The organism is Pseudoduganella aquatica, from assembly GCF_009857595.1.
Lineage (GTDB): Bacteria > Pseudomonadota > Gammaproteobacteria > Burkholderiales > Burkholderiaceae_D > Rugamonas > Rugamonas aquatica_A.
Window position 1 is genome coordinate 42,359 of record NZ_WWCU01000034.1, and the last position, 26,106, is coordinate 68,464.

18 protein-coding genes are annotated in these 26,106 nt (G+C 67.0%); 6 read left to right on the plus strand and 12 right to left on the minus strand.

What is annotated here, in order from left to right; translation table 11 throughout:
- Window position 1: 1 nt before the first annotated feature.
- Together GTP77_RS23175 and GTP77_RS23180 are read left to right on the plus strand one after the other, a co-directional pair.
- On the plus strand, window positions 2–1,123 hold the full coding sequence (locus GTP77_RS23175; protein WP_161074523.1) for a porin: 1,122 nt from the start codon (window positions 2–4) through the stop codon (window positions 1,121–1,123).
- A gap of 703 nt (window positions 1,124–1,826) precedes the next feature.
- A complete protein-coding gene (locus GTP77_RS23180) occupies window positions 1,827–2,237 on the plus strand; it encodes a hypothetical protein (protein ID WP_161074524.1) in 411 nt (136 codons plus the stop codon).
- Here GTP77_RS23180 and GTP77_RS23185 read toward each other — a convergent pair.
- Window positions 2,234–5,269, minus strand: coding sequence for a CHASE domain-containing protein (locus GTP77_RS23185; RefSeq protein WP_161074525.1), 3,036 nt, complete (start codon window positions 5,267–5,269; stop codon window positions 2,234–2,236). The genes GTP77_RS23180 and GTP77_RS23185 overlap by 4 nt on opposite strands.
- A 319-nt stretch (window positions 5,270–5,588) precedes the next feature.
- On the opposite strand from GTP77_RS23185, the gene GTP77_RS23190 reads away from it, so the two are divergent.
- Window positions 5,589–6,215, plus strand: a complete 627-nt coding sequence (locus GTP77_RS23190; RefSeq protein ID WP_161074526.1) for a PEP-CTERM sorting domain-containing protein — start codon at window positions 5,589–5,591, stop codon at window positions 6,213–6,215.
- Between the two features lie 31 nt (window positions 6,216–6,246).
- On the opposite strand, the gene queC is transcribed toward GTP77_RS23190, so the two are convergent.
- Window positions 6,247–6,957, minus strand: a complete 711-nt coding sequence (gene queC / locus GTP77_RS23195; protein ID WP_161074527.1) for a 7-cyano-7-deazaguanine synthase QueC — start codon at window positions 6,955–6,957, stop codon at window positions 6,247–6,249.
- Window positions 6,958–7,058: 101 nt separating this feature from the next.
- Between queC and GTP77_RS23200 the strand changes: the two genes are divergently transcribed.
- Both GTP77_RS23200 and GTP77_RS23205 read left to right on the plus strand, forming a co-directional pair.
- Window positions 7,059–8,909 (plus strand): autotransporter assembly complex protein TamA, encoded by a 1,851-nt coding sequence (locus tag GTP77_RS23200; RefSeq protein ID WP_371869385.1) that lies wholly within the window; start codon window positions 7,059–7,061, stop codon window positions 8,907–8,909.
- A complete protein-coding gene (locus tag GTP77_RS23205; RefSeq protein WP_161074528.1) occupies window positions 8,909–13,408 on the plus strand; it encodes a translocation/assembly module TamB domain-containing protein in 4,500 nt (1,499 codons plus the stop codon). The genes GTP77_RS23200 and GTP77_RS23205 overlap by 1 nt, the downstream gene beginning before the upstream one ends.
- Window positions 13,409–13,410: 2 nt before the next feature.
- Here GTP77_RS23205 and GTP77_RS30245 read toward each other — a convergent pair whose 3' ends face one another.
- Both GTP77_RS30245 and GTP77_RS23210 read right to left on the minus strand, forming a co-directional pair.
- Window positions 13,411–13,557 (minus strand): hypothetical protein, encoded by a 147-nt coding sequence (locus GTP77_RS30245; RefSeq protein WP_187358816.1) that lies wholly within the window; start codon window positions 13,555–13,557, stop codon window positions 13,411–13,413.
- Window positions 13,558–13,619: 62 nt separating this feature from the next.
- A complete protein-coding gene (locus GTP77_RS23210) occupies window positions 13,620–16,079 on the minus strand; it encodes an alpha/beta hydrolase family protein (protein ID WP_161074529.1) in 2,460 nt (819 codons plus the stop codon).
- 137 nt (window positions 16,080–16,216) lie between these two features.
- Here GTP77_RS23210 and GTP77_RS23215 point away from each other — a divergent pair, with 137 nt between their 5' ends.
- Window positions 16,217–16,750: a CcdC protein domain-containing protein gene (locus tag GTP77_RS23215; RefSeq protein WP_161074530.1), complete on the plus strand. Its 534-nt coding sequence runs from the start codon at window positions 16,217–16,219 to the stop codon at window positions 16,748–16,750.
- 7 nt (window positions 16,751–16,757) lie between these two features.
- Here GTP77_RS23215 and GTP77_RS23220 read toward each other — a convergent pair whose 3' ends face one another.
- From GTP77_RS23220 to GTP77_RS23255, 8 genes are all read right to left on the minus strand, one after another.
- On the minus strand, window positions 16,758–17,720 hold the full coding sequence (locus tag GTP77_RS23220; RefSeq protein ID WP_161074531.1) for a TIGR01777 family oxidoreductase: 963 nt from the start codon (window positions 17,718–17,720) through the stop codon (window positions 16,758–16,760).
- Window positions 17,721–17,722: 2 nt separating this feature from the next.
- Window positions 17,723–18,262, minus strand: coding sequence for a GbsR/MarR family transcriptional regulator (locus tag GTP77_RS23225; RefSeq protein WP_161074532.1), 540 nt, complete (start codon window positions 18,260–18,262; stop codon window positions 17,723–17,725).
- Window positions 18,263–18,340: 78 nt separating this feature from the next.
- Window positions 18,341–19,423: an acyltransferase family protein gene (locus GTP77_RS23230; RefSeq protein ID WP_260048887.1), complete on the minus strand. Its 1,083-nt coding sequence runs from the start codon at window positions 19,421–19,423 to the stop codon at window positions 18,341–18,343.
- A gap of 48 nt (window positions 19,424–19,471) precedes the next feature.
- A complete protein-coding gene (locus GTP77_RS23235; protein ID WP_161074534.1) occupies window positions 19,472–22,297 on the minus strand; it encodes an ATP-binding protein in 2,826 nt (941 codons plus the stop codon).
- A gap of 3 nt (window positions 22,298–22,300) precedes the next feature.
- Window positions 22,301–23,065: a hypothetical protein gene (locus GTP77_RS23240; RefSeq protein WP_161074535.1), complete on the minus strand. Its 765-nt coding sequence runs from the start codon at window positions 23,063–23,065 to the stop codon at window positions 22,301–22,303.
- On the minus strand, window positions 23,058–24,437 hold the full coding sequence (locus tag GTP77_RS23245; protein WP_161074536.1) for a hypothetical protein: 1,380 nt from the start codon (window positions 24,435–24,437) through the stop codon (window positions 23,058–23,060). Before GTP77_RS23245 ends, GTP77_RS23240 begins: the two co-directional genes overlap by 8 nt.
- Before the next feature lie 98 nt (window positions 24,438–24,535).
- Window positions 24,536–25,300, minus strand: a complete 765-nt coding sequence (locus tag GTP77_RS23250) for a DUF3108 domain-containing protein (protein WP_161074537.1) — start codon at window positions 25,298–25,300, stop codon at window positions 24,536–24,538.
- Window positions 25,301–25,302: 2 nt separating this feature from the next.
- A partial coding sequence (locus GTP77_RS23255) for a DUF3108 domain-containing protein (protein WP_161074538.1) occupies window positions 25,303–26,106 on the minus strand: 804 nt, incomplete at its 5' end.

A 26,106-nucleotide genomic window follows, 5' to 3' on the forward strand; every position in this document is an offset into this window, starting at 1 on the left:
AATGAAAAAAACCTACCACTCGCCGGCGGCGCTGCCGCTGGCCATGGCACTGTCGCTCACGCTGGCGCCCGGACTGGCCGCCGCGCAAAGCAGCGTCACCGTCTACGGCCGCCTGAACGTAGCGCTGGAATCCATGGAGACCTCGGCCGGCACCGCCGGCAAACCGCTCAGCATCACCCGCGAAGTGAACAACCGCTCGGTGTTCGGCTTCAAGGGAACGGAAGACCTGGGCGGCGGCATGAAGGCGCTGTTCCAGATCGAAGGCACGCTGTCGCCGGACACCGGCGAAGGCAGCCCGGCCGCGCGCGACACGCGCGTGGGCCTGGAAGGCGGCTTCGGCCAGGTCTTCCTGGGCCACTGGACCACGCCCTACAACAACAGCACTTCCGGGCTGGACCCGTTCTATCCCACCACGGCCGGCTATATGAGCATCATGGGCAATGGCTCCGGCTCCACGGTGGACAATGTGAGCAATGTGTCGTCCTTCGACCGGCGCCAGCAGAACAGCATCAGCTGGTATTCGCCCGTGTGGCGCGGCTTCTCGCTGCGCACCGCGCACGGCATCAGCGAAGAACGCCCGGCCGGCGGCGCCAAGCCGTCGCTCACGTCGCTGGCCGCCATCTACGAGCAGGGACCGTGGTATGCGGCGCTGGCGCACGAGCTGCACAAGGACTACCAGGGCAAGGGCCGCGACGACAAGGGCACGCGCCTGGCGGCGGCCTACAAGTTCGTTAGCAGCTACGGCGAAACGCGGCTGGCCGTGGTGGCTGAAAAGCTCAGCTACGAGACTGCCACGGGCAAGCTGGAACGCAAGGCGGCGTATTTGTCGGCCAGCCACCAGTCCGGCGCGCATGGCCTGAGGCTGGGCGTGGCGCGGGCGGGCGACGGCAGCGGCGCTTCCACGCAGAAGATAGGCTTTATCAAGCGCGGGCCGGACACCGGGGCGCTGCACGCCACAGTGGGCTATGACTACACGCTGTCCAGGCGCAGCAGCTTGTACGCCTATTACACGCGCCTGGACAACGAAGCCAATGCGGTGCATGACTTCGCCATCAATCCGCTGGGCGTCAGCGCAGGCGCCACGCTCAAGGGCGCGGCATTCGGCATCAGGCACGCGTTTTAACGGCGCTGGCGGGTTACGCGCTCCGCGCTAACCCGCCCTACGCATGTTCAAGCGACGATAGTCCGCTCAGCGTAACCCGCCGTGCATGCGGCGCCGGGACGACAAAGACATCGCGGGCCGGTGGGGTAAGGTGCGGATCGCATGTTCAAGCCACGATAGTCCGCTCGGCGTAGGGCGGGTTAGCTGCGCAGCAGCGTAACCCGCCGTGCATGCGGCGCCGGGACTACAAGGACATCGCGGGCCGGTGCGGCGGGGCGATCGGCGGCCCCAGCGGGGTGCGGCGCGGATCGATGGCCGGTTCCGGCATATGGTAGGTGTAGGGATTGATGATAATCGGCGGAATCGTGGGTGGCGCCGACGGCGGCCCTTTGGGTCCGCCCGACAATTCAGTCGCGCTACGCTGGCGCATTGCACTGCCGAATCCCGAGGATATCGATTGACCCTCGCTCAGTTCTAGCCAAGCCATATTGCCCTCCATGTGCAAGATAGGTATTCAGTATAGGCAACGATATCTTTAATTCAAGGAGAACCCTGCCGCTTTTTTCTGCAAGCGGGGGCGATTCCGCAGCTTATCGCCTCCGTCCGCCATTGATCCCGCGAAATCCGCGCTCCATCGCAATCCGGTGGCCCGGCGCGCCCTCCAGCCGTAAAGTCGCACCATACCAACCACGCATCACCACCACGACTTTACGGGGAACCTGAAATGAAAAAACTGCTCGCCATCGCTCTTATCGCCCTGCTCTTTATTGCAGCCTGGAATACCCTCGACACTGGCGACATGGTGGTCCACCTGGGCGACGAGGAATTCGACGGCCCGCTGGGCGTGCTGCTGGGCATCACCTTCGGCGGCCTGGGCCTGCTGATCGGCGCCATCGTCATGGTCTGCGTGGCGGTCTTCCTGGGCTTCCTGTTCGCCGGCCTGGGCGTGCTGATGCTGGCCGGCCTGGTGCTGCTGGCGGTGGTGCTGGTCGCCGTGATGTCGCCGCTGATGCTGCCGCTGCTGATCCCTGCCGGCATCATCTGGTTCTTCGTGGCACGTAACCGCAAGCAGCGCGAACGCAGCGCCAGCCTGAACAAGATGGACCAGAACATGGACCCGCACGCCGCCATCTAAGCCTGCCCGCCAGCCTCCTCGCACGCCGCCCCGGGCGCAAACTGTTCCACACGGTTGCGCCCGGCGCGTTTGGCGCAGTACAGCGCCTTGTCCGCCCGCACCAGCGCCGCATCGCCGCTGGCATCCGCCGGGTCCAGCGCCGCAATCCCTATGCTCACCGTGACCGACAGCGCGCGCCCGTCCACCTGCAGCGGCGTGCCGGCGATGCGCTGCCGCAGCCGTTCGGCGAAAGCCAGCGCGGCGGGCATGTCGGCGCCCGGCAGCAGCACCGCGAACTCCTCCCCGCCCACCCGGCCCAGGGTATCGATCTTGCGCTGGCTGTCGCGCATCAGCGCGGCCAGGTGGCGCAGCACGGCGTCGCCGGTGGCGTGGCCGTATTCGTCGTTGACGCGCTTGAAATGGTCCAGGTCCAGCATCAGCACCGCGCCCTGCTCGCTGATGTCGCGCTGCAAACGGGCCTGCTCGTCGTCCAGCCGCGCCATGAACTCGCGCCGGTTCGGCAGGCCGGTCAGGAAGTCGGTGGTGGCCAGCACCAGCAGCTCGTCGTTCATGCGCTTGCGCTCGGTGATGTCCAGCGTGGACACGATAACGAAGTCCAGGCTGTTGGTATGGCCCGGCATCACCAGCAGGGTCAGCTCGTTCAGCCGCTGCACCCCGTCCAGCCGCTCGAAGCTGCCCTCGCAGGCGAACAGGTGGGCGCCCTGCGCCAGCGCGCCCAGCGCCCGGGCGAAAGCGTCCATGGCGGCGCTGTCGAAATTCTGCGCCAAGGTCAGCGCGGAGGCGTCCTTGCTGCCGGGCGGCGCGCCCACCTGGGCCAGCGCGGCCGCGTTGACGTCGGTGATGCGCACCAGGCCGGCCAGCCGCGCCACCTGGCTGGGGTTGGCGCGCAGCCAGGCGGGCACGTCGTCCACGCCGGACTGCACCAGCTCGGCCAGCGCGGCGCGCACGGCGGACCAGTCCTGCTGCCACAGCGCCACCGGCGCGTGGTCGTACAGGCTGCGGAAGCGCGCCTCGCCGGCGCGCAGCGCCACCGCCCCCTGCGCCTGCTCGATGGCGATGCCGGCCAGCCGCGAAGCCTGCTCCATCAGCGCCAGCTGGGCCACGCTGGGCGCCTGCGCGGCGCGGTGGAAGATGGCGAAACTGCCCAGCATGGCCCCGCTGGCGGCGCGGATGGGCTCCGACCAGCAGGCCTGCACTCCGGCCTGGCGCGCCACGTCGCGGTATTGCGACCACAGCGGATCGCCGGCCAGGTCGGCCACGATCACCCGCCGCCCCAGCTGCACCGCCTGGCCGCAGTAACCTTGCGGCTCGTTCACCGGCTGGCCGTCCATGGCGGCGCACAGCACGGGCGGCAGGCTGGGCGCGGCGCGCACCTGCAGGCGGCTGCCGTCCTCGTCCAGCAGCAGGACGGCGCAGAGCAATTCCGGATGGCCGTCCTCGACGCCGCGCACCACGCTGTCGAGGATGGTCTGCAGCGGCGCGCCGGTGGCCAGCAGCTCCAGCACCTGGCGCCGGGTCTGCTCGCGCACTTCACTCTGGGTGCGTTCGGTAATATCGCGGAAGGACCACAGCCGCGCCGGCGCGCTGCCCAGCCTCAGGCCCCGCGTGAACTGCTCGATGACGCGGCCGTCGCGCAGATGCAGCAGTTCGTGCTGCACGTCGTTCTCGCGCAGCCGGCGCGCCACGGCCGCCAGGAAGACGCTGGGCTGGGCCACCTGCTCGGCCACCTGCTGCAGCAGCAGCGCGCCGTCCTGCGCCCAGTCCAGGTGCTCGGGCACGTTCCACAGCTCGCGGAAGCGGCGGTTGGAATTGAGCACGGCGCCGTCGAAATTGTCGACCAGGATGCCGTCCACCGTGGAGTCCAGTATGCTGCGCAGCACCGCCTGGCTGCGCTGGGCGCTGTCGGCCATGGCCAGCAGGCTGGCCTGGCCCTCCTTGAGTTCGTCGGCCAGCTGGCGCGCCCGGCTCAGCGCGCGGCGCGCCCGCAGGCTGCTGCGCGCCAGCAGCCAGGCCAGCGCCGCCAGCACCGCGCTGAGCACCACGCCGGCGCCGCCTATCAGCTGCACTTTGCTGTCGCGCTCAGCGCCCACGCCGCTGCCCGGCAAGCCGCTGATGCGCAGCGTCCAGCGGTGGCCGGCCAGGCTGATCTTCTGCACCGTGTGGCGCATGCCCGGCTGCGGCGGCCCCGGCTGGCTGTCGTACATGCGCCTGGCAACGGCCAGCTCGTCGCCGTCGTAGATTTCCACGTCCAGCTTGGCGGCGCGCTCGCCGCCCAGGCCGGCCATGACGTCGCCGATGCGGAACGGCGCATACACCCAGCCCGTCAGCGCGGCGCGCCGCTGTTCCAGGGTCTGCTGCGGCTGCGCGTTGCTGTACACCGGCAGCACCAGCAGGAAACCGGCCTGCTCGGCGCCGGGGCCGCCGCCATCCTCCTGCACCAGCCGGATGCGGCCGGTCAGGGACGGCAGGCCGGAATCGCGCGCGCGCTCGAGCGCAACGCGACGCACAGGATCGGACAGCGGGTCGAAACCGAAGGCTTTCAGATTGGTGCCGCTGAACGGCTCGATGTAGACGATGGGCGCGTACTGGGCGCGCGCGCCATCGGGGTGCACCGTGTAGTCCGGAAAGCCGTCGCGCCGCACCGCCAGCACATGCGCATCGAGCTGCGCGCCGCCCACCAGGCGCATATAGCCCACGCCTTGGATGCCGGGGAAATGCTGGTTCAGGTGCTGGCTGTCCAGGTAGCGGTGGAATTCGTCGCGGTCGACAAAATCGGAACTGATGTACAGCCCTTGCACGCCGTACAGCACCTGCTCGTAGGTCTGCATGCGCTGGGCGATGCCGTTCACCAGTTCGCGCACGCGGAAGTCGAAATCGGCCTGCAGGCCCTGGGCCGCGTCGGCGCTGGCGTTGCGCCATAGCCACCAGGTCGATCCCAGGCACACGCCCAACACCAGGCCCGCCACGATGGCCGGGTTCAGCAGGTACTGCAGCGGCCGGCGGGATTCGGGCCGGGGAACGGTAGGGTCCATGCTTGTCGCTGGAGAAACGGCGGTGAAAGGGAGTGCCAGCGCTTCTAATGCTACCGTTGATAGTACGTTAACGGCCCCGCCACGCGCAACGCCCTATTGTGGATTTTCGGCAATAGCCTATGCCGTATTGCCATTTGCAATCGACCTTCAGACATCGATTGTAGGGGAAACTCTTAGCTTTTCCGTGTCGAAAAACTTTACACCTGTTGGGTGCACCATCAGGAGGACAAGGGCAAGCCGTTGATTTCAGACAATAAATTTTTCAGGCATGCAACTTGCTTTTGCGTAATTTATATTTCCAAACATTATGAAAGCAAACATGTCCCCACTGATCCGCCTGAGCGCCGCCGCACTTGTCTCCCTCGCCTTCGCCGCCACCGCCGGCGCCACCGTTATCGATTTCAATGGCAAAGCCGCTGGTTACTATGCTAGCGCCAACAATACCGTACTCAACAATATCAAGTTCAGCTCCTCAAGCGGCAATTTGCTTTATATGGGAACCGGCTACACCGGCGGCGACACCAGCCCCTACGCCTATAACGGCACCGACTATCTGATGAGCTATAACAGCTTCACGCTGAGCGCCGCCACAGCAAGCCCGTTCTCGGTACAAAGCCTGGACATGAAAGCCTGGAATACCTATGGCCCTATCGCGTCTGCAACCCTGGTCGGCACCTACGCGAACGGAGGCACCATCTCGAACACCATCAATCTGAATCAAACCGGCAACAACATTTTGACCGGCGGCAACGACTTCAATACCTATCTCCTGAGCGGCTATACCAACTTGACCTCTCTGACTATCCAACAGAGCAACGACAACAACTGGCTGGCCGTGGATAACATCACCATCAATGCCGCAACGGTGCCGGAGCCGGGCACCCTGGCCGTGTTCGGCCTGGGATTGGCGGGCCTGGCCGCAATGCGCCGCCGCAAGCAGCGCTAAGCAGCCCTCGGCGCCTGCCGCAGCTGCCTGCTCAGGCGGCTGCGCCGCCGGCGTACTCGCGATAGCCGCGCGCGCGCAGGGCGCAGGCCGGGCAGGTGCCGCAGCCGTAGCCCCAGTCATGCAGCGCGCCGCGCTCGCCCAGGTAGCAGGTGTGCGTGGCCGAGCGGATCAGGTCCACCAGCGGCGCGCCGCCCAGCTGTTCGGCCAGGGTCCAGGTCTGGGCTTTGTCCAGCCACATCAGCGGGGTTTCCAGCTTGACGCGGGTATCCATGCCCAGGTTGAGCGCCACTTGCAGCGCCTTCATGGTGTCGTCGCGGCAGTCCGGGTAGCCGGAGAAGTCGGTCTCGCACATGCCGCCCACCAGCACGTTCAGGCCGCGCCGGTAAGCCAGCGTGGCGGCCACCGTCATGAACAGCAGGTTGCGGCCGGGTACGAAGGTATTCGGCAAGCCGTTTTCCTGCATCACAATCTCAATATCTTCCGTCATCGCCGTATTCGACAGCGCCGAGATCAGCGACAGGTCCACCATGTGGTCCTCGCCCAGCCGCGCGGCCCACTCCGGCTTGTGCGCGCGCAGCGCCGCCAGCACGCCCGGGCGCACGGTCAGCTCGATGGCGTGGCGCTGGCCGTAATCGAAACCGATGGTCTCAACCCGGCTATAGCGCTCCAGCGCCCAGGCCAGGCAAGTGGTGGAGTCCTGGCCGCCGCTGAACAGGACCAGGGCCGCATCTGTTTTGATCATTTTTTGCCTTCAGTAAATCTTAGTAGTACGCCATCTTTTGGGACTATCCGGTAACATGCGGAATAGCTTTCCCCTCAAAAGAACCGGCAGGACCTCGAATTTTGGCACAACTCATCACAAAAGCAATGGGCGAGCGCGCATGGGTAACCTTGCTGCTGGCTTGCGCCCTGCCCTGCGCCGCGCTGGCCCAGGGCATGCAGTACAAAGTGCGCGTGAACGCTCCCGACAAACTGGAAAGCCTGCTGACCGACAATCTGGACCTGCTGCGCTTTCGCGGCAATCCGCGCATCGACCGCGAACAGCTGCAGCGCATGGCGCGCAGCGCGCCCGAACAAGTGAAAACCCTGCTGGCCACGGCCGGCTACTACTCGCCCGTGGTGAGCACTCGCATCGACGGCCTGCCGGAAGCCGGCGCGGAAGGCGGCACGCCCACCGTGGTGGTCGACGTGCAGCCCGGCGAACCGGTGCGCGTGGGCAGCGTGGAGATCGTGCTGCAGGGCTTTGCCAGCAGCGGCGGCACGCCCTTCGACACGGCCGCGCTGCAAGCCGCGTGGGCGCTGCCCAAGGGCGACATCTTCCGCCAGGACGAATGGGAGCAGGCCAAGCGCGCCTTGCTGCGCCAGGTGGTGCAGACGCGCTACCCGCGCGCCCAGCTGAGCGACAGCATGGCCACCGTGGACCCGGACCAGCACAGCGCCGCCCTGCGCGTGGTGCTCGACAGCGGCCCCGAGCTGCGCTTCGGCGAACTGCGCATCGAGGGCCTGAAGCGCTACCCGGCCTCCATCGTGGCCAATCTGAACCAGATCAAACCGGGCGACTACTACAGCGAAGCGGCGCTGCAAGCCTACCAGTCGCGCCTGCAGGACACCGGCTACTTCGCCGGCGTGGAGGTGAGCGCCGACCTGAGCGCCATCCTGGACCAGCAGCTGGAGGCGGCGGCCGAGAAGGCCGCCGACGCGGCCGCCCCCGCTGCGCCGCCCTCCGCCGCGCCCATGGCGCCCTTGCCGCTGCTGGTGCGCGTCACGGAGAACAAGCGCCGCAACGTCAGCGCCGGTTTGGGTTACAGCACCAACACAGGCAACCGCGCCACGCTCAACTACGACGACCTGGCCATTTTCGGCCTGAAGATGAAAAGCGCGCTGACGCTGGAGACCAAGAAGCAGACCGCGCGCGGCGACTTCTATTTCCCCGTCACGCCGGACGGCTACAGCGACAGCTTCGGCGGCGCCTACGAGCGCAGCGACATCGCGGGCGAGCAGACCACGGTGTTCACCGTGTCCGGCAAGCGCGCCTGGGGCACGCCGCTGCTAGAACGCAGCCTGGGCGTGGAGCTGCTGACCGAGCAGAAGACCGTGGCCGGCCAGCCCAATGTGCGCAGCACCAGCCTGCCGCTGACCTACTCGGTCACGCGCAGGAAGCTGGACAACCTGCTCTTCCCCAGCAAGGGCACCGTGGTGAACTGGCAGATCGGCGGCGCCCTGCTGCCGCTGCTGACGGACGAACCCTTTATCCGCGCCAGCACCAAGGCCATGTGGTATATCCCCTTCGGCGCCAGCAGCACGGTGATACTGCGCGGCGAACTGGGCGCGCTGGCGTCCAAGCAGAAGGACGGCGTGCCCGCCATCTACCAGTTCCGCGCCGGCGGCGACCAGTCCGTGCGCGGCTACGCCTACCAGGAACTGGGCGTGCGCAAGGGCGACGCAACCGTGGGCGGACGCTACCTCGCCACCGGCAGCGCCGAGTACCAGTACTGGTTCAAGCCGTCCTGGGGCGCGGCCGTGTTCTACGACGCGGGCAATGCTTCCGACTCCTTCTCCGGCCTGCATCCCAAGTCCGGCTACGGCGTGGGCGCGCGCTGGAAAAGCCCGGTCGGTCCGATCAACGTGGACGCGGCCTATGGCCACGCCGTTAAAAAAGCGCGCCTGCACTTCTCACTGGGGTTCACTTTCTGATGGCCGAGATCACTACCCCCAACTCCGGCGCAGACGGCGCGGGCACACCTCCCCGCCGCTGGCTGCGCCGCACGCTGACCGGCCTGGCCGCGCTGCTGGTGCTGCTGGCCGGCCTGGTGTGGCTGCTGGGCCGCGAGTCCACCCTGCAGCAGATCGTGCAGCGCGTGGCCAGCGCCAGCGGCGGCCAGATTGTTGCCACCGGCGTGAGCGGCTCGCTGTACGGCCGCATGCATATCGACCGCATCGTTCACCGCACGCCGGAAAGCGTGCTGACGGCGAACGACATCACCATAGACTGGTCGCCGCTGCAGTACTTCAGCGAAGGCATCGCCATCAGCGAACTGCACATCGCCAGCGCCGTGTCGCAGACGCTCAAGCCCGGCGAGCCGGCCAAGCTGCCGGACACGCTGGCGCCGCCTTTCCGCCTGAGCGTGGCGGATGCCCGGCTGGACAAGCTCACGCTGCTGCCCACGGCCGCCGCCACGGACAACGCCAGCACCGGCACCGTCATCAGCGCCATCCGCCTCAAGCTGGACGGAGACGGCAAAGCCTGGCGCGTGCGCGAAGCCAGCGCCATGACGCCGATAGGCCGCGTCGCGCTGGACGGCAGCGTGGGCGCGCAGCGTCCCTTCCAGCTCAACGCCAAAGCCAGCCTGACCCAGACCACCGGCGTGCCCGCAGGCGCCAAGCCCGCGCAGCTTGCGCTGGCGGTCGGCGGCACGCTGGCGCAGATCGAGCTGGCCGCGCAGGCCACGTCCGGCAAGGCTTCCGGCGACGCGAAATTAACCCTGACCCCTTTTAATTCCATCATCCTGCAGGCTGCGGACATCAAGGGACGCGGCATCGACCCGGCGCTGTTCGATCCGGCCTGGCCGCAAGCGGAACTGAACCTGCAGCTGCAAGCGAAGATCGCGCCCAGCCAGGCCATCAGCGGCAGCCTGCTGGTGCAGAACCAGGGCGCGGCCGGTCCGCTGGACCAGCACCGCCTGCCGCTGCGCAGCATCAGCGGCCAGCTGGGCGGCACGCTCACCGCCACCACCATAGACCAGGTGCTGGTCGACCTTGGCGCGGCGGGCAAGTTCACCGGCGGCGGCCGCGTGCAGCGCGTGGCGGTGGACGGCGGCGTGGACGCGGCAACCTTCCAGCTGCGCACCGAACGCCTGGACCTGCGCGCCATCCACGGCGCCATCAACAGCACCAAAATAGCAGGCGACATTGCGCTGGGCAGCACCGGAAAAACACAAACGCTCACCGTCAACCTGGCGCAAGCAGGGCTGCGGCTGGATGCGCAGGCCACGCTGGCCGACGCGCTGCTGCGCCTCAAGCAAGCCCGCCTCAGCGTGGGCAAAGGCAGCATCAACCTGAGCGGCGAAGCCAGCCTGCAGGACAAGCAGCCCTTCAAGGCCAGCGCCAGCATCGTCCGCTTCGACCCGTCCGCGCTGGGCGCGCTGCCGGCGGCGGACCTGAATGGCGACATCAGCGCCAGCGGCCAGCTCGCGCCGGGCTGGCAGGTGGCGGCCAGCTTCAAGCTCGGCGCCAGCCGCCTGCTGGGCCAGCCGCTGTCTGGCGCGGGCAAGCTGAATGCGGATGCCGCGCGCCTGAGCGGCGTGGAGGCCCAACTGGCGCTGGGCCAGAACACCGTGGACCTGCGCGGCGGCTTCGGCGCGCCGGGCGAGCGCCTGGTGTGGCGCGTGGATGCGCGCCAGCTGTCTGCCATCGGCAACGGCCTGCTGGGCGCCCTGGCCGCCAACGGCGTGGCCAGCGGAACTTACGCCGCGCCGCGCAGCACCTTTACCGCCGAAGCCACAGGCCTGGGCCTGGCTGCCGCCAAGCGCCCCGCGCCGGACAGCGTGCTGCGCGCTGCGGGCGAAGCCTGGCTGGCGGGAAAACAGGCCGAGCTGAAAGTGTCGGGCAGCGCGCAGCGCGTCAATCCCGCCGCCTTCGGGCCTTACACGGCGGGCAGCATCAACGCGGACTTCAGCGGCAGCGGCAAACTGGGCGCCGACTGGCGCGCCGCGCTCGACCTCAAGCTGCAGCCCTCCACCTTGTCCGGCGCCGCGCTGTCCGGCTACGCCAAACTGGCTGCGGACCACAACCGCATCGACAACACCGACATCGACCTGCACCTGGGCGCCAACAGCCTGCAAGCCAAGGGCGGCTTCGGCAGCGCGCGCGACCGCCTGGACTGGAAGGTCGATGCGCCGCAACTGGCCACGCTGGGCGCGGGCTTCGGCGGCGTGCTGCGCGGCACGGGCGCGCTCACCGGCACCATGGCGCAGCCAGCGCTGGCGTTCAGCATGGACGGCGCCAACCTGCGCCTGTTCACTGCGCACCAGATCAAGAGCATCAAGGCCAGCGCCAGCATCGGCACCGGCTACGGCGGCGCCGATCCGCTGGCCAGCGACGTGGAACTGGCGGGCTATGTCTCGCCGGGCCTGAGCATAGACAAGGCGCGCTTCCAGTCCACCGGCACCCGCGCCGCCCACACGCTGCAACTCAGTGCCAGCAACCCGCACTTCGACGCGCTGCTCAAAATGCACGGCGGCAGCAGCGGCGGCGACGGCGGTGGCACCAGCATCGCAGACGACAGCGTCTGGACCGGCTCCATCGACACGCTGCAAAACAAGGGCCGCTACGCCCTCGCCCTGCAGTCCCCCGCCGCGCTGCGCATCGCCGGCGCGGCGGGCGGCGGCGCGGGCGGACTGGCCAAGCCCGAGCAGCTGTCGCTGTCGAACGCCGTCATCAAACTCGCCGACGGCAGCATCCGCATCGACACGCTGGAAAAGACCGGCCCGCGCTGGCGCAGCAAAGGCTCCGCCGCCGGCGTGCCGGTCAGCTACCTGGCGCAACTGTCCGAGCTGTGGCGCGACAATGTGGTGAGCGACCTCACGCTGGGCGCCGCCTGGGCGCTGGACGTACAGGCGCCCAACGCCGCGCCAGCGCAAGCTCCGGCCGCGCGCGGCAACTCGCCCGTCCTCGCCAACATCGAAGGCATGCTGCGCATCTACCGCGAAGCGGGCGACATCACCGTCACCAGCGGCGACAAGCCCATCGCCCTCGGCCTGCGCCAGCTGGAGCTGCGCGCCGACGCCGCAGCGGGCGCCCTGCGCACGCAGCTCAGCCTGGAGGGCGCGCGCGCCGGCCAGGCCCGCATCGACGCCACAGCGCAACTGGTGGACGGCCGTATCGCCGGCGGCAGCGCGCTAACCATGACGGGCAGCGTCGACATGCCGTCCATTGCCTGGACCGCTCCACTCACTGGCGTGCCCGGCCTGGACCTGGACGGCGCGCTGCAGCTCTCGGCCGCAGGCAGCGGCACCATCGCCGCCCCCGTGCTCAATGGCGACATCACCGGCGACAAGCTGGTGGTCAACTGGGCCGAGCAAGGCATCAAGCTGCGCAACGGCCAGCTGCAAGCCAGGCTGGCCGGCGACCAGCTCAATCTGCAAAAGCTCGCCTTCGACGGCGAGCAAGGCCGCGCGCAGGTGGACGGCTGGGTCAAGCTGGCCAATGCCGAAGCCACCATGCAGCTCAAGCTGGTGGCCGACAAGCTGCTGGTGCTGGCCCGCCCCGACCGCACGCTGGCCCTCAGCGGCCAGGCCACGCTGGTGCGCGACCAGAAGCGCTTCCAGCTGGACGGCAAACTGAAAGCCGACCGCGCCCGCATTGAACTCGGCTCCGACAACAGCCCCACCATCAGCGACGACGTGGTGGTGCTGGGACGCGGCAAGCCGCCCGCCAAAGCAGCCGCCGCGCAATCCATGCCGCTCAGCGTGGATCTCGAAGCGGACCTCGGCAACGACTTCCACCTGAAAGGAAAAGGCCTGGATGCGGACCTGAACGGCACCGTCCACCTGCGCATTGCCGACCGCCGCCCGCCGCGCGTGACCGGCAGCATCCGCGTGGACAACGGCACCTACAAGGCCTACGGCCAGAATCTCAGCATCGAACGCGGCGTGCTCAATTTCACCGGCGCCTATGACAACCCCGGCCTGAACATCCTGGCCGTGCGCAAGCGTCCCGAAGGCGAACAGCTGACCGAGACCAATGTGGAGGCGGGCGTGGAAGTGCGCGGCACCGCGCTGTCGCCGCAGGCCAAGCTGGTGTCCACGCCCACGGTGCCGGACAGCGACAAGCTGTCCTGGCTGGTGCTCGGGCATGGCATCGCGGACGCGGGCGGCAATGAAATGGCGCTGCTGGGCACGGCGGCCGGCGCGCTGTTCGGCGGCACCGGCGGCGGTATTGCCGGCAAACTGGGACTGGACGAACTGGGCGTGTCGCAGGCCGCGGGCAGTTCGCAGGCCAAAGGCCTCGAAAACACCGTGGTCACGGTGGGCAAGCGGCTGTCTTCACGCGCCTACCTCAGCTTCGAGCAGGGCGCGGGCACGGCCACCAGCCTGGTCAAGCTGCGCTACAAGCTCAATTCGCGCATCACCCTGCAATTCCAGACCGGCACCAACAACGCGCTCGACGTGCTGTACACCTGGGCCTTCGACTAAGCTTAGCTGGGATTGTGGTCAGGCACCGGATCGTCCTGCGGCACGGGGGGATTCGGATGGTGGGGATGGGATGGCGCCGGTTCCGGCATGGGATCGTCCACCGGCGCCGGATCGGGCGCGCGGTGGGCTTGGATGAAATCTGGGGCCATGGTTCACTCCGAAGGTAAACAATGGCCCCATTCTACGCCCCCTGGCGGAGGCGCTTCGTACTTTACGGCTTCGCCGCTTTCACATACTTGTCCAGCCAGTTGTTGGTCTCATACAGCATCTGCATGATGGACTCGCGTGCGCGGTAGGCGTGCGACTCGTTCGGCAGCATCACCAGGCGCGCCGTGCCGCCAAGGCCTTTCACGGCCTGGAACATGCGCTCGCTCTGGATCGGGAAGGTGCCGGGGTTGTTGTCCTCGGCGCCGTGTATCATCAGCAGCGCGTCCTTGATCTTGTCGGCGTTATTGAACGGCGACATGGTCTGGTACACATCCTGCGCCTTCCAGAACGGACGGTCTTCGGACTGGAAGCCGAACGGCGTCAGCGTGCGGTTGTAGGCGCCGCTGCGCGCGATGCCGGCCTTGAACAAACGCGTGTGCGCCAGCAGGTTGCCTGTCATGAAGGCGCCGTAGGAATGGCCGCCGATGGCGATGCGGTGGCGTTCGGCCACGCCGCGCCGCACCACCTCGTCCACCGCCGCTTCCGCGTCCGCCACCAGCTGCGGCAGATAGGTGTCGTTCGGCTCCTGCTCGCCCTGGCCCACGATAGGGAAGGACGGATTGTCCAGCACCGCGTAGCCCATCGCCACGAAGGCGCCCGGTCCCCAGTAGCTGACCGAGTTGAACTTGTACGGCGAACCGGTGGTCTGGCTGGCCGCCTCGGCCGACTTGAACTCGGCAGGGTAAGCCCACATCAGCATGGGCAGCGGGCCGTCGCGCTTGGCGTCATACTTCGGCGGCAGCAGCAGCGTGGCCGTCAGGTCCACACCGTCCTTGCGCTTGTAGCGGATCTGCTCTTTCTGCACGTCCTTCAGCTGCGGCAGCGGATGCGGGAAATGCGTCAGCGCGGTCAGCTGGGCGTCGCCCTGCTGCGCCAGGTTGCGCACGTAGTAGTTCGGGCGTTCGGTCGGCGATTCGCGCGTGGACAGCAGCTTGCTGCCGTCTTCGCTCAGCACAGCCACCACGTTCTCGTAGTACGGCGCGGCGCTCTGGAACAGGCGCTCCTTCTTCTTGGTGGTCAGGTTCAGACGGTCGATGAAGGGGCGGTCGCCTTCCGGCGTGGCGCCGGGGCCGTCCAGCAGGATGGAGTTGTCCGCGCTGATGAGCAGGCGCGGCAGGCCGGCCGCGTCGGCGCGCATCACCGGCGAGCCGGGCGCGTTGTAGCGGTCTTCGGCGGAACCCTGGTAGATCAGCTCGGGCGCGGCGCCCGGCTGGTCCGGTGCGATCTTCCACTGCTTCACGGCGCGCGTCTTGGACCAGCGCTCGTTGAGCAGGGCCACGTCGCCACGGCCCCAGGCGATGCCAGCGTAGCGCGAACCCAGCTTGGCCAGCACGGAAGGCTGGGCCGTGAACGGCGCGGCCTGGGTGTAGACGATGTCGCGGATCTCGGCGGTCTTGGACGGGTCGCCGCCGTCCTGCGCTTCGGCCCAGACCAGCGTTGCCGGCGCATCCACGCGCCAGCTGATATTGCGCTGGCCTGGAGGCACGGCGTCGTTCCCCGGCGGCAGGCCTTCGCGCAGCGGCTGCTTCGCCACGGTGTGCTGCAGCTTGCCGTCCAGTTCACGCACTTCGATATGCTCGCCGAAGCTCGACACCGGCACGATGTAGGAATACGGACGCGAAACGCTGGCCGACAGCAGGTATTTGCCGCCCGGCGCCAGCGAGGCGCGCGAGTACTGGCCCGGCTTGCCGATCAGGCGCGTCTTGCCCGACAGGTCCACCAGCGCCAGCTGGGAGGTGATGTAGTGCTCGAAGAGCTTGGCGTCTTCTTCGTTCTTCAGCAGGTCCGGATAGGTGCGGATCAGGCGCGTGCCTGCGCCCGGCTGGCTGTCCTGCGCGGCGGGACCGGACGGAATGCCGGTCAGCGCCGGCGCGGCGCCCAGGCCTGCGGGACGCAGCTGCACCAGCAGGCCCTTGCCGTCCGGCTGCCACTGGAAGCCACGGCTGAACACGGCCGACAGCGGCTGCGAGGTCAGCTTCTTCGCGCTGCGCGCGGCCACGTCCACCAGCCACAGTTCCACGCCGGCGCCCTTGCCTGCGGCATCACCGTAGCTGGTGTGGGTGAAGGCCAGGAAGCGCTGGTCCGGCGACCACGCCAGTTCCGTTACGCGCACGCCCTTGGGCAGGCCGGTGATTTTCGCTTCCTTCTGGGTCTCGATATCCAGCAGGGTCAGGTCGGTGCCGAAGGAGAAGCGGCTGGCGGCATAGGTGCGCGGGTTGATGCGCAGGCCGGCCAGCTTCAGTTCCGGCTGCGCCACTTCGGCGATGCCTGGCAGCGCAGGCTGCGCCACCATCACGGCCAGGTTGCGTTTCGGGCTCAGGTTCAGCAGCGGCGCGCGCGGCGCGTCAACAATGGCTTGCAGCGGCGCGGGCGGCAGCTGATAGCCGCCGTTCTGGGCGCCGGCAAACGGCGAGGCCGCCATCAGGCCGAGGGCCAGCGGCAGCAGGGAGTTCCGTACAGTCATTATTATCTCGTGGACAAATCAGAGGACTGATCATATTGCTTACTGATAACTTGAAAGTCAATCAACAGCATGTATCAATATGTCGCACCCGGGCCTTGCTTTACAATCGTGGTTTTTGCGCGCCGAGAAGAACCGATATGGAAATGACCACGATAGCCCTGCTCGTCCTGATACCGCTGCTGGTGTGGCGACTGTACTCGCGCATCAAGAGCATGCTCAAGCGGCAGGAATCGCTGGTATGGCGGCACTGGCTGTCGGCTGTCGCTTTTCCGGTGCTGCTGGCGTGGCTGGCGCTCTCCATGCTGGACAACTTGCTGGGCCTGTCCTGTCTGGCGGCGGGCGCGCTGGCGGGCGGCTGGCTGGGCGTGTTCGGGCTGAAAGGCACGCGCTTCGAGACCATAGGCAAGCGCCATTTCTTCACGCCCAATCTGCGCATCGGCGTCACGGTGTTCATGCTGTTCGCCGCGCGCATGCTGTACCGTGGCCTGGAGCTGTACATGATCAGCCGCGTGGAAACGCCCAACCTGATGTCGCAAACCGAATTCGTGCAAAGCCCGGCCACCGCTGCGGTGCTGGGCATGGTGGCAGGCTACTGCGCCGCCTTCTCGGTGGGCATGATACGCTGGCGCCGCACCCAGAAGCCGCTGCCCGAGCCGGAAGACCTGGCCTGATACGGCCTTACAGCAGCGCGGCCAGCGCGCCGCGCAGCGAGGGATAGCGGAACCGGAATCCCTCCTCCAGCAAGCGCTCAGGCGCAACCGTCTGCCCTTCCAGCAGCAGATCCGCCTGCTCCCCCAGCAGCAGCCGAACCGGCCAACCCGGCGTCGGCATAAAGCACGGCCTGCCCAGCAGCGCAGCCGCCGCGCGGCTGAACTCCCGTTGCGACACCTGCTCCGGCGCCGTGAAGTTGTACGCGGACCGCACGCCGCCGCCGTCGGCTGCGGCGCGCCACAGGTGCGCCATCCCTTGCAGCAAATCGTCCACGTGTATCCACGACATGCGCTGCCTGCCGCCGCCCATCGGCCCGCCCATGCCCAGCTTGATAGGCAGCAGCATGGGCGGCAGCGCGCCCTGCTCGCCCAGCACCAGTCCAAAGCGCATGCACGCCACCTGCACGCCGTGCGCCTGCGCCTTGCGCGCCGCAGCCTCCCACTCCTGGCACAGCTGCGACATGAACACCGGCTGCGGCGGCGCGTTCTCCGCCAGCGGCGTCTCGTCGCCCATGGCCTGCACGCCGTAGTAGCCGATGGCGGACGCCGACAGCATCAGGCGCGGCTTGTGCTCCGCCCTCGCTATCCACGCCACCACGCGCTCCGTCAGCGCCACCCGGCTGCGCCGCAGCACCGCCCTGCGCGCCGCCGTCCAGCGCCAGCCGAGGATGCGCGCGCCGGCCAGGTTGATGACCACGTCGATCCGTTCCGACGGCGCCAGCGCCTCCATGCTCTCCACGCAGCGCACCGCGCCCTTGAACAGCGTCTCCGCCTGCGCCGGCGAGCGCGTGAGCACCGTCACGCGCTGCCCGTCCTTCAGCAGCGCCGCCACCAGCCGCTGGCCGATAAAGCCGGTGGCGCCTGTCAGCAGGACGCTCTCCTTGCGCGCGCCGAACGCGATCGGACTATCGGCGGATTGATCGAGGGCCATGGCTATTTTTCCTTGTCGTCCGAGCCGAGGAAGCGCGCCATGGTGCCGCCCATTTTCAGGAAGCGCAGCATGGTGGCGGGCGGCAGGTTCTTGTAGTCGTTGTAGGTCGTGCCCAGCATTTCCATGAACTCCAGCACGTTGTTCATGCGGTCGCGGGTGGCGTCTTCCAGCTGCGCGTCCTGCTCCGCCTCGATGGCGCATTCGCGCAGCACGGTCAGGGTGGGATCGATCTCGCGCCGCTTGCGCTCCTCGATGATGACGCGGAAGATTTCCCACACGTCCTGCAGCGCCAGGAAATGGTCGCGCCGGTCGCCCATCACGTGGCTCACGCGTATCAGGCCCCAGCTTTGCAGCTCCTTCAGGCTGTTGCTCACGTTGGAGCGCGCCACGTTCAGCGTTTCGGCAATGTCCTCGGCGGTCTGCGGCGTATTCACCAGGAACAGCAGCGCGTGGATCTGCGCCACCGTGCGGTTCACGCCCCAGCGCGTCCCCATCTCGCCCCAGTGGAGGATGTACTTCTGCATGGTCGGGCTGAGCTGCATGGATTTTCCTTTAATTCTGTTATTACAGAAATTAAAGACCATGCAGACACGGAAGTCAACCTAATTCGCGCTGGCGTCTTAAACCGGCCGCGAATGGACGGTTTCGAATTTGCGTTTCAGCTTCAGGAAATGGCGCTCGAACAGCGCATACGACAAGGCCGACAACAAGATGCTGGCCAGCAGCGCGGCAGCAGCCTGGATCCACCAGCCGCCGCCCATTTTCAGCGCCACGCGCCGGCCGATTTCAATACCGATGAAGTGATAGACATACAGGCCGTAGGAAATCTTCCCCAGGTAACGCAACGGGCGGCTGGCCAGGAAACCAAGCAAGGGTTCGTGCAGAGCAGCGATGGTCAGCGCGGCCGCGCCGCAGGCGACTATGGTGTAGATGTATACCTGATGCATGCCAAGCACCCAAGCCAGCGGCAACGGCAGCAGCAGGCCGCTGAACAGCGCCGCCAGCCCGCCTGCCGCCAGCCCAAACCGCACCACGAGGGAAGCGGGCGGCACCGGGCGCAGCGCGCCAAGCAAAGTTCCCAACAGCAGCGAGTCTGCACTGAACAGGGAGGTCGCGATCATCGGATGCTGCGCCTGATTCAGCACCATCCCCGTGCGCGCTGCGAGGAACAGCAGCCAGATCGCCAGCAAGCCGTACAACAGCCGCTTCGAATCCGCCAGGAAGCCGGCCAGCATCAAGGGCAAGAACAGGTAAAACTGCTCTTCCAGGGAAATGGTCCATAAATGGAAGGTGAAGGGGATGGTGCCAAAACCCTGCAGTCCGGTGATGATGTTGTCGACGAAGAGCAACTGCCCGCCCAGGCGGAACCAGTCTCCGGTTTCATGCGGAAACGGGCGCGGGATAAAGGTCAGCGCGAACAGGCCTATGCAGAAGACGAAATACAAAGGCCAGATGCGCAGCGCACGCCGGATATAGAAATGCTTGATCGAGATCCTGCCGCTGACCTGCAGTTCGGCGCGCAGGATGGCGGTCAGCAGATAGGCGCTGAGGAAAAGGAAGATGTGCACGCCGACCCAGCCCTGCAACTGGAACGCATGCAGCAGTGCGTTGTCCGAAGCCGGCAAATGGTGAACCAGCACCAGGAAAAACGCAAAGAAGCGCAGTCCGTCTAGCGTGGGGAAGTACAGGGCGGATGATTTCATCGGCGGTCGTGTGCGAAAAAAACCCCGCGTGTCGGCGGGGTTTCGTGTTTAGGCTGCGGCTTTATCCGGCGTTCGGCGCTGGAGCACGAAGATGGGCTGCGCCCACTGCGTGTCCTTTTTCTTTTTGCTGGTGATCAGCGTCAGCTCGGATGGGTCGTAGACGTCGGTGTTGTGCGTCAGCGGCGTCGTCATCAGGTACTGGGCTTCGGTGTTCTTCAGGAACTCGCCAACCAGCTGGATGTTGCGGATATCCAGGTGGGCGAACGGTTCGTCGATGAACACAAAGCCGCCGGAGCCGTCTTCGGACTTCAGCAGGCCAATCAGCAGCACCAGCGATTTCATCACCTGCTGGCCGCCGGACGCTTCGCCGTCGTTCATGCCGATAATGCCCTTGCCGTCGAACTTGAAACGCACGTGCAGGCCAGCCTGAGACAGTTGCAAATCGTCGTTCTCCAGCTTGACCGGGTCCGAATGCACCTCGATGCCGGCCAGTTCGCCCAGCTCCTTGATGTTCTTGCTATACGTTTTGATGGTATAGCGCAGACGGTCCATGTACGCGCCGCGCGCGTTGGTGGTCGCTTCGATGGCGCGGTTGTTCTGGTAGCGGCGCTCTTCCGTCTCGCTTGCGCGGTTCTTCAGCTGCTCGTTCAGGCGCGCGTACTGGTCGATCACCGTCGCGTCCAGTTCCCAGTCGCTGCGCGACAGGCTAGCTTCCAGGCTGTGGATGCGCAAAATGGTCTGGTGCGCGTTCACGTACTCGGCCACCAGGCGCTGGCGGCGCGCCGGACGGCGCCAGTTGTACGGCATGTGGCGCCACTGGCGGCGCAGCGCCAGCAGCGCCTTGGCGTGCTCGCTGCGCTGTTCGATCACGCGCTTGTGGTTCAGGCGCAGGCCTGCCTCGGACTCGGACAGGTTGAAGCGCGCGTTCTGCCAGGTGGTGTCGGCGCGGGTGCGCGCGATGGTGGCGTTCTTGATCAGGCCTTGCAGCTCTCCCAGGCGCGAACCCACTTCGTTGCGCTCGGCCTTCAGCGGCACAGCGGCGCGCGCTGCTTCGTCGAACTCTTCCTGGCGCGCGCTCAGTTCCTTGGCCGCGTCCACGCCGGCCAGGCGGGCTTTCAGCGCGCTCACTTCGGAGGCCAGCTTGCTGATGGCGAGCGTGAAGGTGTCTTCCTGCGCTTCCAGCGACGGCAGGTTCTTCAGGATCGCTTCCATGCGCTGCGACTTGCCGGCTGCGCCGAAGCGGTAGCGCGAGGCTTCCACGAACAGCGAGCGGCCGCCGCGGCGCTCTTTATGATAAGCCTCGGGCGTGATCCATTCTTCGATATGGCTCTGGCGCGCGCCCTCTTCCACCGAGTCCACGCGGGTGATGCGCATCAGCTGTTCGATCAGCCAGCCCGGCGCCTTGTCGGAGAACTTCACCACCGACATCAGGCTGTCGCCCTTGGTGCTCGGCGCGGTGATCAGGTCCGGCACGATGAAGTGGCGGTAGCGTTCCTTCTCCGCCAGGCGGTAGGCGGCAGCGGCGTCGCTGGACTTATCCAGCAGCACCACGGAGGCGTAGCCGCCCAGCACGCCCTCGACCGCGCCCTGCCATTTCGGGTCCGTCACTTCGACGATGTCCGACAGCATGGCGTGGCCGATCTTGGCGTCGTTCAGCGCGCGGCGCATGGCGCGCACGTTGTCCGGCTCCGGCATGGCGGTCTTGCCCTGCAGCGCGGAGACCGTGGCTTTATCTTGTGCTATGCGCGACATGACCGCGTCGCGGCCCTGCTTCTGGCGCGCCAGCTCGGCTTCCTTCTGTTCCAGCTGTTCGCTCACGGCGGCAATGTCGGCGCCCGAGTCGGCGGCCAGCTTCTGCAAGCGGGCCTTCTGTTCCAGCAGGCTGTCCAGCGGCTTGAGCTTGGCGTTGATGGAGCTCAGGCGGCTTTGCAGCGCGGTCGATTCCTGCTCCAGCACGGTCTCATGCTGCTGCGCTTCGGTGTAAGCCTGCGCCTGCGCGGCCACGTGGGCGCGCTTGTCGGACAGCTGCTGGTCCGCCAGCATCAGCGGCTTGCGCGCTTCGCGCAGCTGGCGCGTGATGCTGGCCTGCTTCTCACGCGCCTCGTGGTATTCCAGCGTCGGCAGCACTTCTTCCTGCAGCTCGCGGCGTTCCTTGGTCAGCCCTTCCCACTGGTGGTAATTGGCCACGCGCAGGCGCAGGCCCTCCAGGTTGGTCTTGGAGCCTTCCAGTTCGGCCTCGAAGCGTTTCAGCTCGATTTCCGTGTCGCGCTGGTGGCGCTTGGCTTCGTCGTAGGCGTCCAGCACTTCCTTGTCGCCGAACACCTGGAACACCAGGTCCAACAGCTGGCGCGGCGCGTATTCGCACAGCTTGTCGGTTTCGCCCTGCTCGAGCGCCAGCACTTTCGCCATGGCCGGCGACAGGCCGGCGTTGGCCAGGCGTTTGCGATAGTTTTCCACGCCGAGGAAGTCGTTCGCCTCGGTCACTTCCTCGATCTGCACATTCCCCGGACGCATGAGGTACTGGCGCTTCCAGTCGCCGCCGTTCTTCTGGATCTGGCAGAACAGCGTGACTTCGTCTTCGGAGAAGAAGCCGGAGCTGCGGAAAGGACGGTTGGACAGCTGCTTGCCCATGGCCTTGTTGTCCACCACGGCGCGCAGCCAGGAGGTCTGCTGGCCGGCGTGGCGCGCGTAGTGCTTGTAGGTGCGGCCCATCGAGCAATCGAGGCCGAACAGGGTGCGCAGCGCGTCGAGCAAGGTGGTCTTGCCGGAGCCGTTCTGGCCGGCGATGGTGATGATCTTGGCGTCGAGCGGAATGTTCTTGATGCGCTGCCAGTAATCCCAGTGGACCAGTTCTAGCGATTTGATATGAAACATGGCTTAGTCTCGGTTCGGGGTGGCTAGGGAGTCGGAGTCGCCTGCGGCTTCGGCCGCGGCTTCGGCGGCGATGGCGGCGTTTTCAGCGGCGGCGGAGGCGGCGGCTTCGGCCAGCGCGGCGCGCGGAATGTGCACCACTTGCGCCGGGGCGCGCTTGAACACCTCGGCCAGTGCGCCGTTGATGATGCGCTCTTTCAGCAGGTCGGTGTCCATCAGCAGGTCCAGCAGCGGGCCTTCGACGATGATGTCGCCGCGGCGCTCGATGAAGCCCAGCTTGCCCAGGATGCCCAGGTTCATGTCCATGCGGGTTTTCTTGCCCAGCTTGTCGCCGAAGTCGGCCAGCAGGGCCTTGTACGGGATGCCGATGGAGGTGTCCTCGGCGCGCGGCAGCGGCTTGTCGATGCCGAACATGTCGTTCTGGTCGTCCTCCGCGTGGGTGTGGGTTTCCTGGCGCTCGCGCTTGGGCAGGATGATCTGCGCCCACAGCACCACCAGCAAAGCCACGCCGTCGCGCGCCAGGCCGAAGTTATTGTTCTGCCATACGTCGCGCGCGCCGAAAATCTTCGGCTCGATGGTGCGCGACAGGGCCAGCGTCACATGGTCGGCATACACGTTGTCGAGCAGCTTCATGCCGCAGTTGGCCAGGCGCAGGTCCACTTCGGCGCGGAACAGTTCGTCCGACAGCACGCGCTTGACCAGGCGGTCGTCGCGGCGCAGCGTCTGGTGCGTCAGCAGGCGCGCGATCAGGATCTGGGAATCGTCATTCATCTTGGGTTCCCGTATTTGGTTCCAGGTTCAAATCAAGGTTCAGCGCCAGCGAGGCGATACTCATGGCGGCCACTTCCTGGTCCGCCAGCTGCACCATGTCGTCGGTGGGGTTGAAAGAGATAGGCAGGCGCGCCAGGTCGCCGGTGGCGCCTTGCAGGCTGGCCTCGGACGGGTCGCCCAGCAGCGGCAGCATGGAGGCGCGGTAGGACGCCACGGCGAAGCTGGCCGGCAGCAGCGATTCGTGCACCGGCACGGCCTTGGGCGCCTCGCCCGGCGCGGCCTGCTTGGTGATGGCGGCGAAGTCCGACAGGCGCTCCAGCCAGTCGTCCAGCTCCTTCTGCATGGGGGGGCCGTCGTTGACGGTGGTCGGCGCGTCCTGCCCGCTCGGCAGGCCGCCGGGCGCGGCTTGCGCGCGGTCGGTCAGCAATTCAGTTTCAGCCACGTCTATCATTTCTGCAGGGGTAATGAACAGCGGCACCACGGGCTGGTCGATCGCATCCTCGGCCAGCTGTGCCAGGTCTTCGTGCGCCAGCAGCCAGCGCTTGATGTCGGTGGTGGACAGGCCGGACTGGCCCAGGTGCACCCGCTGCCGTTCTATCTGGTTCAGCGCGCGCGAGAACATGCCCTGCATGTTCAGCAGCGCGCTCTGGGCGCGGCCGATGGCCTGCGCCGCGCGGTGCGTGGCCGCGTCGGCCCGCTCGTCGGAGGTGATGGCGCGCAGGATCTCGGAGCCCTTCTCCACCCAGTCGCAAGCCATATGCCATTTGTCCTGCGAGGCGCGCAGGCGGAACTCGGAACCGGAGGCGATGGCGTCGCGGAACTCCTCGGTCAGGTCCACCAGGCGGCCCAGCAGGTGCTGCAGCTGCTCCACGGTGACGCCGCCCACGGCCTGGGCGCCGGCCACCTGGGACAGCAGGAAGCCCATTTCGGCTTCGTCTTCGTTCTGGTTCAGGTTCAGCAGGCTGTCGATGGCCGACAGCACATTGCGCGCCATGGGCGTGACGCGGTAGACCGCGTTCTGCGCGTCCCAGGCCAGCAGCTGGTTGGTGCGCAAGCGCATCAGCACCGTTTCCAGGCTTTCCGGCAGCAGATAGGCCAGGCGCGTGTTGATGTCGGCCCGCGAGAAGGTCGATGAAGCGGTGTCCGAGGCCAGTTCGCGCAATACCAGCAGGCGCACGGCCACGCCCTCAAAGCCGCCGTGGAACAGGGCCGTGAAGACTTGCAGCAGGGGCTGGGCGCGCTTCAGGTGGTAGACCTGCTCGATCTCGTCCACCGCGATGTGCGGCTGGAAGTGCGCCTGCAGGGCGTCCTGCGTCGCTTGCGTCTGCTGTTCGATGGGGTTCGCGTCTGCGGCCAGGGCCGCATTTGCCATTATGTCTATCATTCTGCTCCGAGTTGCCATTTTGTACACGCCGCGCAGGCAATGCTCGCGGGGGGCGTCAGTATAGCAGTTCGCCGGACCCGTCCAAGCTACTTGCGGATCACCTTGTCGAGCAGCTGGTCCACGGTGTCGCCATCATCGTCGAAGCGGATGCGCACCGGATACCAGTCGAGCGAGGGCGCCAGCCACAGGTCCACCTGCTGGCCCTGGTCGCTCTTGGGCGGGGACTTGGTGAAATGCACCGCCTCCACTTCGCCCATGCCGGTCTGCACCGGCTCGTGGCGCACCACTTTGAACACCCAGGGCTCGGCGTCGCGCCGGCCGGCCACGAAGAAGGCCCACTCGGAACCGGGCGTGAACTTGTCCGGCGCGCTGCGCGCGATGGCGGCCAGCTGCCAGGGCGCGCTGGTGCGGTCCTGCTCGCCGCCCTTGATGGGGTAGCTTTCGTCGCCCTTGCTGAAGGTGATGGTCTTGGCGTCGCGCTTGAAGGTGGCCGTCGTGGGCTCCTTGCGGAAGCGCTTTTCATTGAAGCTGGACGGCGCCAGGCCGTAGCCGTCCACCGCGCCTTCGCTGCGGCTGTCCAGGATCTTGCCGAAAATGCCAGCGTGGCTTTCGGTGGCGATGCTGTACTTGCCGTCCGCCTGGCGCCACTGCACGGTGGCGTCGCCATTGATGGACAGGCCTTTCTGGCGCGCCTTGATGGTGTAGACCAGGTCCGCCGGCGGCGGCAGGCTGAAGGCCCGCTTGACGCTGGGATGCTCGGCCGCCGTCTCCGCGGCGGCCAGCGGGGCCGCTGCGGAAGCGGCCGTGGCCACGATGGCGGCAAGGGTGAAATTCAGTGCGGTATTGCGCATATTTACTTTCCGGCGTTGCCGCTCAGGGTGATCTTGGTAATGGTCTGCGTGGTCAGCGCGCCATTCGCTTCGGTATTCCGTATCTGCACCGGGAACCAGTTCATCCCCGGCGCCAGCCACACGTCCAGCCGAGCCGAATAGGAACCCGGCTTGGGCGGGCGCGCCAAATGCCAGGTGACGATGCGGCCCAGCTGCGTGTCCAGCTCCTCCTCCCCCACCAGCAGGAAGCGGTAGATGCTGGCGTCCTTCTCGTCGCCCACCAGGATGTCGATGTCGCCGCTGAACTGGTTCACGTCGGCCCGGCCGATGGCGCCCAGCTGGAAGGGCACCGTGGCCTTGTCCTGCGCGCCGGCCAGCAGCGGGTAGCTGCGCTCGTTCACCGAAAAGGTGATGCGGCCGTCGCCGCGCGCGAAATGCGTGGCGGTCTGCGCGCGGCCGCGCCGCTTCTCGGTGAACCTGAGCGGCGCAATGCCGGCGTCGTCGATCTCGCCTTCGCTGCCCAGCACCAGCAGGTTCACGCGCGCCACCAGCATGCTGATGCCCGCCTCCATGCCCACCTTGTACTTGCTGCCGTCGGTCTGCCAGGACATATGGGCCACGCCGCTCCACCTGGTGCCGTTGGCGTCGGTGCGCTTGAGTTCCATTTCGAATTCGGCCGACGGCGGCAGGTCCACCTTGTAGCGGCGGGTGGACAGCGGCGCGGGCGGCGGTTCGGCGGCCTGCTTGTCGGTGCTGCCCGGCGCGGCGTCCGGCGGCGATTGTACGGCAGCCTGCGCGGCGGCGGCGCCCGGCTGCACGGGCTCGGG

What these genes read in the sequence shown, in the direction of transcription:
- GTP77_RS23230 (WP_260048887.1), bottom strand. Translation starts at nt 19,423, where the DNA reads ATGAAATCATCCGCCCTGTACTTCCCCACGCTAGACGGACTGCGCTTC.
- GTP77_RS23205 (WP_161074528.1), top strand. Translation starts at nt 8,909, where the DNA reads ATGGCCGAGATCACTACCCCCAACTCCGGCGCAGACGGCGCGGGCACA.
- queC (WP_161074527.1), bottom strand. Translation starts at nt 6,957, where the DNA reads ATGATCAAAACAGATGCGGCCCTGGTCCTGTTCAGCGGCGGCCAGGAC.
- GTP77_RS23245 (WP_161074536.1), bottom strand. Translation starts at nt 24,437, where the DNA reads ATGGCAAATGCGGCCCTGGCCGCAGACGCGAACCCCATCGAACAGCAG.
- GTP77_RS23210 (WP_161074529.1), bottom strand. Translation starts at nt 16,079, where the DNA reads ATGACTGTACGGAACTCCCTGCTGCCGCTGGCCCTCGGCCTGATGGCG.
- GTP77_RS23240 (WP_161074535.1), bottom strand. Translation starts at nt 23,065, where the DNA reads ATGAATGACGATTCCCAGATCCTGATCGCGCGCCTGCTGACGCACCAG.
- GTP77_RS30245 (WP_187358816.1), bottom strand. Translation starts at nt 13,557, where the DNA reads ATGGCCCCAGATTTCATCCAAGCCCACCGCGCGCCCGATCCGGCGCCG.
- GTP77_RS23220 (WP_161074531.1), bottom strand. Translation starts at nt 17,720, where the DNA reads ATGGCCCTCGATCAATCCGCCGATAGTCCGATCGCGTTCGGCGCGCGC.
- GTP77_RS23180 (WP_161074524.1), top strand. Translation starts at nt 1,827, where the DNA reads ATGAAAAAACTGCTCGCCATCGCTCTTATCGCCCTGCTCTTTATTGCA.
- GTP77_RS23225 (WP_161074532.1), bottom strand. Translation starts at nt 18,262, where the DNA reads ATGCAGCTCAGCCCGACCATGCAGAAGTACATCCTCCACTGGGGCGAG.
- GTP77_RS23235 (WP_161074534.1), bottom strand. Translation starts at nt 22,297, where the DNA reads ATGTTTCATATCAAATCGCTAGAACTGGTCCACTGGGATTACTGGCAG.
- GTP77_RS23250 (WP_161074537.1), bottom strand. Translation starts at nt 25,300, where the DNA reads ATGCGCAATACCGCACTGAATTTCACCCTTGCCGCCATCGTGGCCACG.
- GTP77_RS23185 (WP_161074525.1), bottom strand. Translation starts at nt 5,269, where the DNA reads ATGGACCCTACCGTTCCCCGGCCCGAATCCCGCCGGCCGCTGCAGTAC.
- GTP77_RS23175 (WP_161074523.1), top strand. Translation starts at nt 2, where the DNA reads ATGAAAAAAACCTACCACTCGCCGGCGGCGCTGCCGCTGGCCATGGCA.
- GTP77_RS23215 (WP_161074530.1), top strand. Translation starts at nt 16,217, where the DNA reads ATGGAAATGACCACGATAGCCCTGCTCGTCCTGATACCGCTGCTGGTG.
- GTP77_RS23190 (WP_161074526.1), top strand. Translation starts at nt 5,589, where the DNA reads ATGTCCCCACTGATCCGCCTGAGCGCCGCCGCACTTGTCTCCCTCGCC.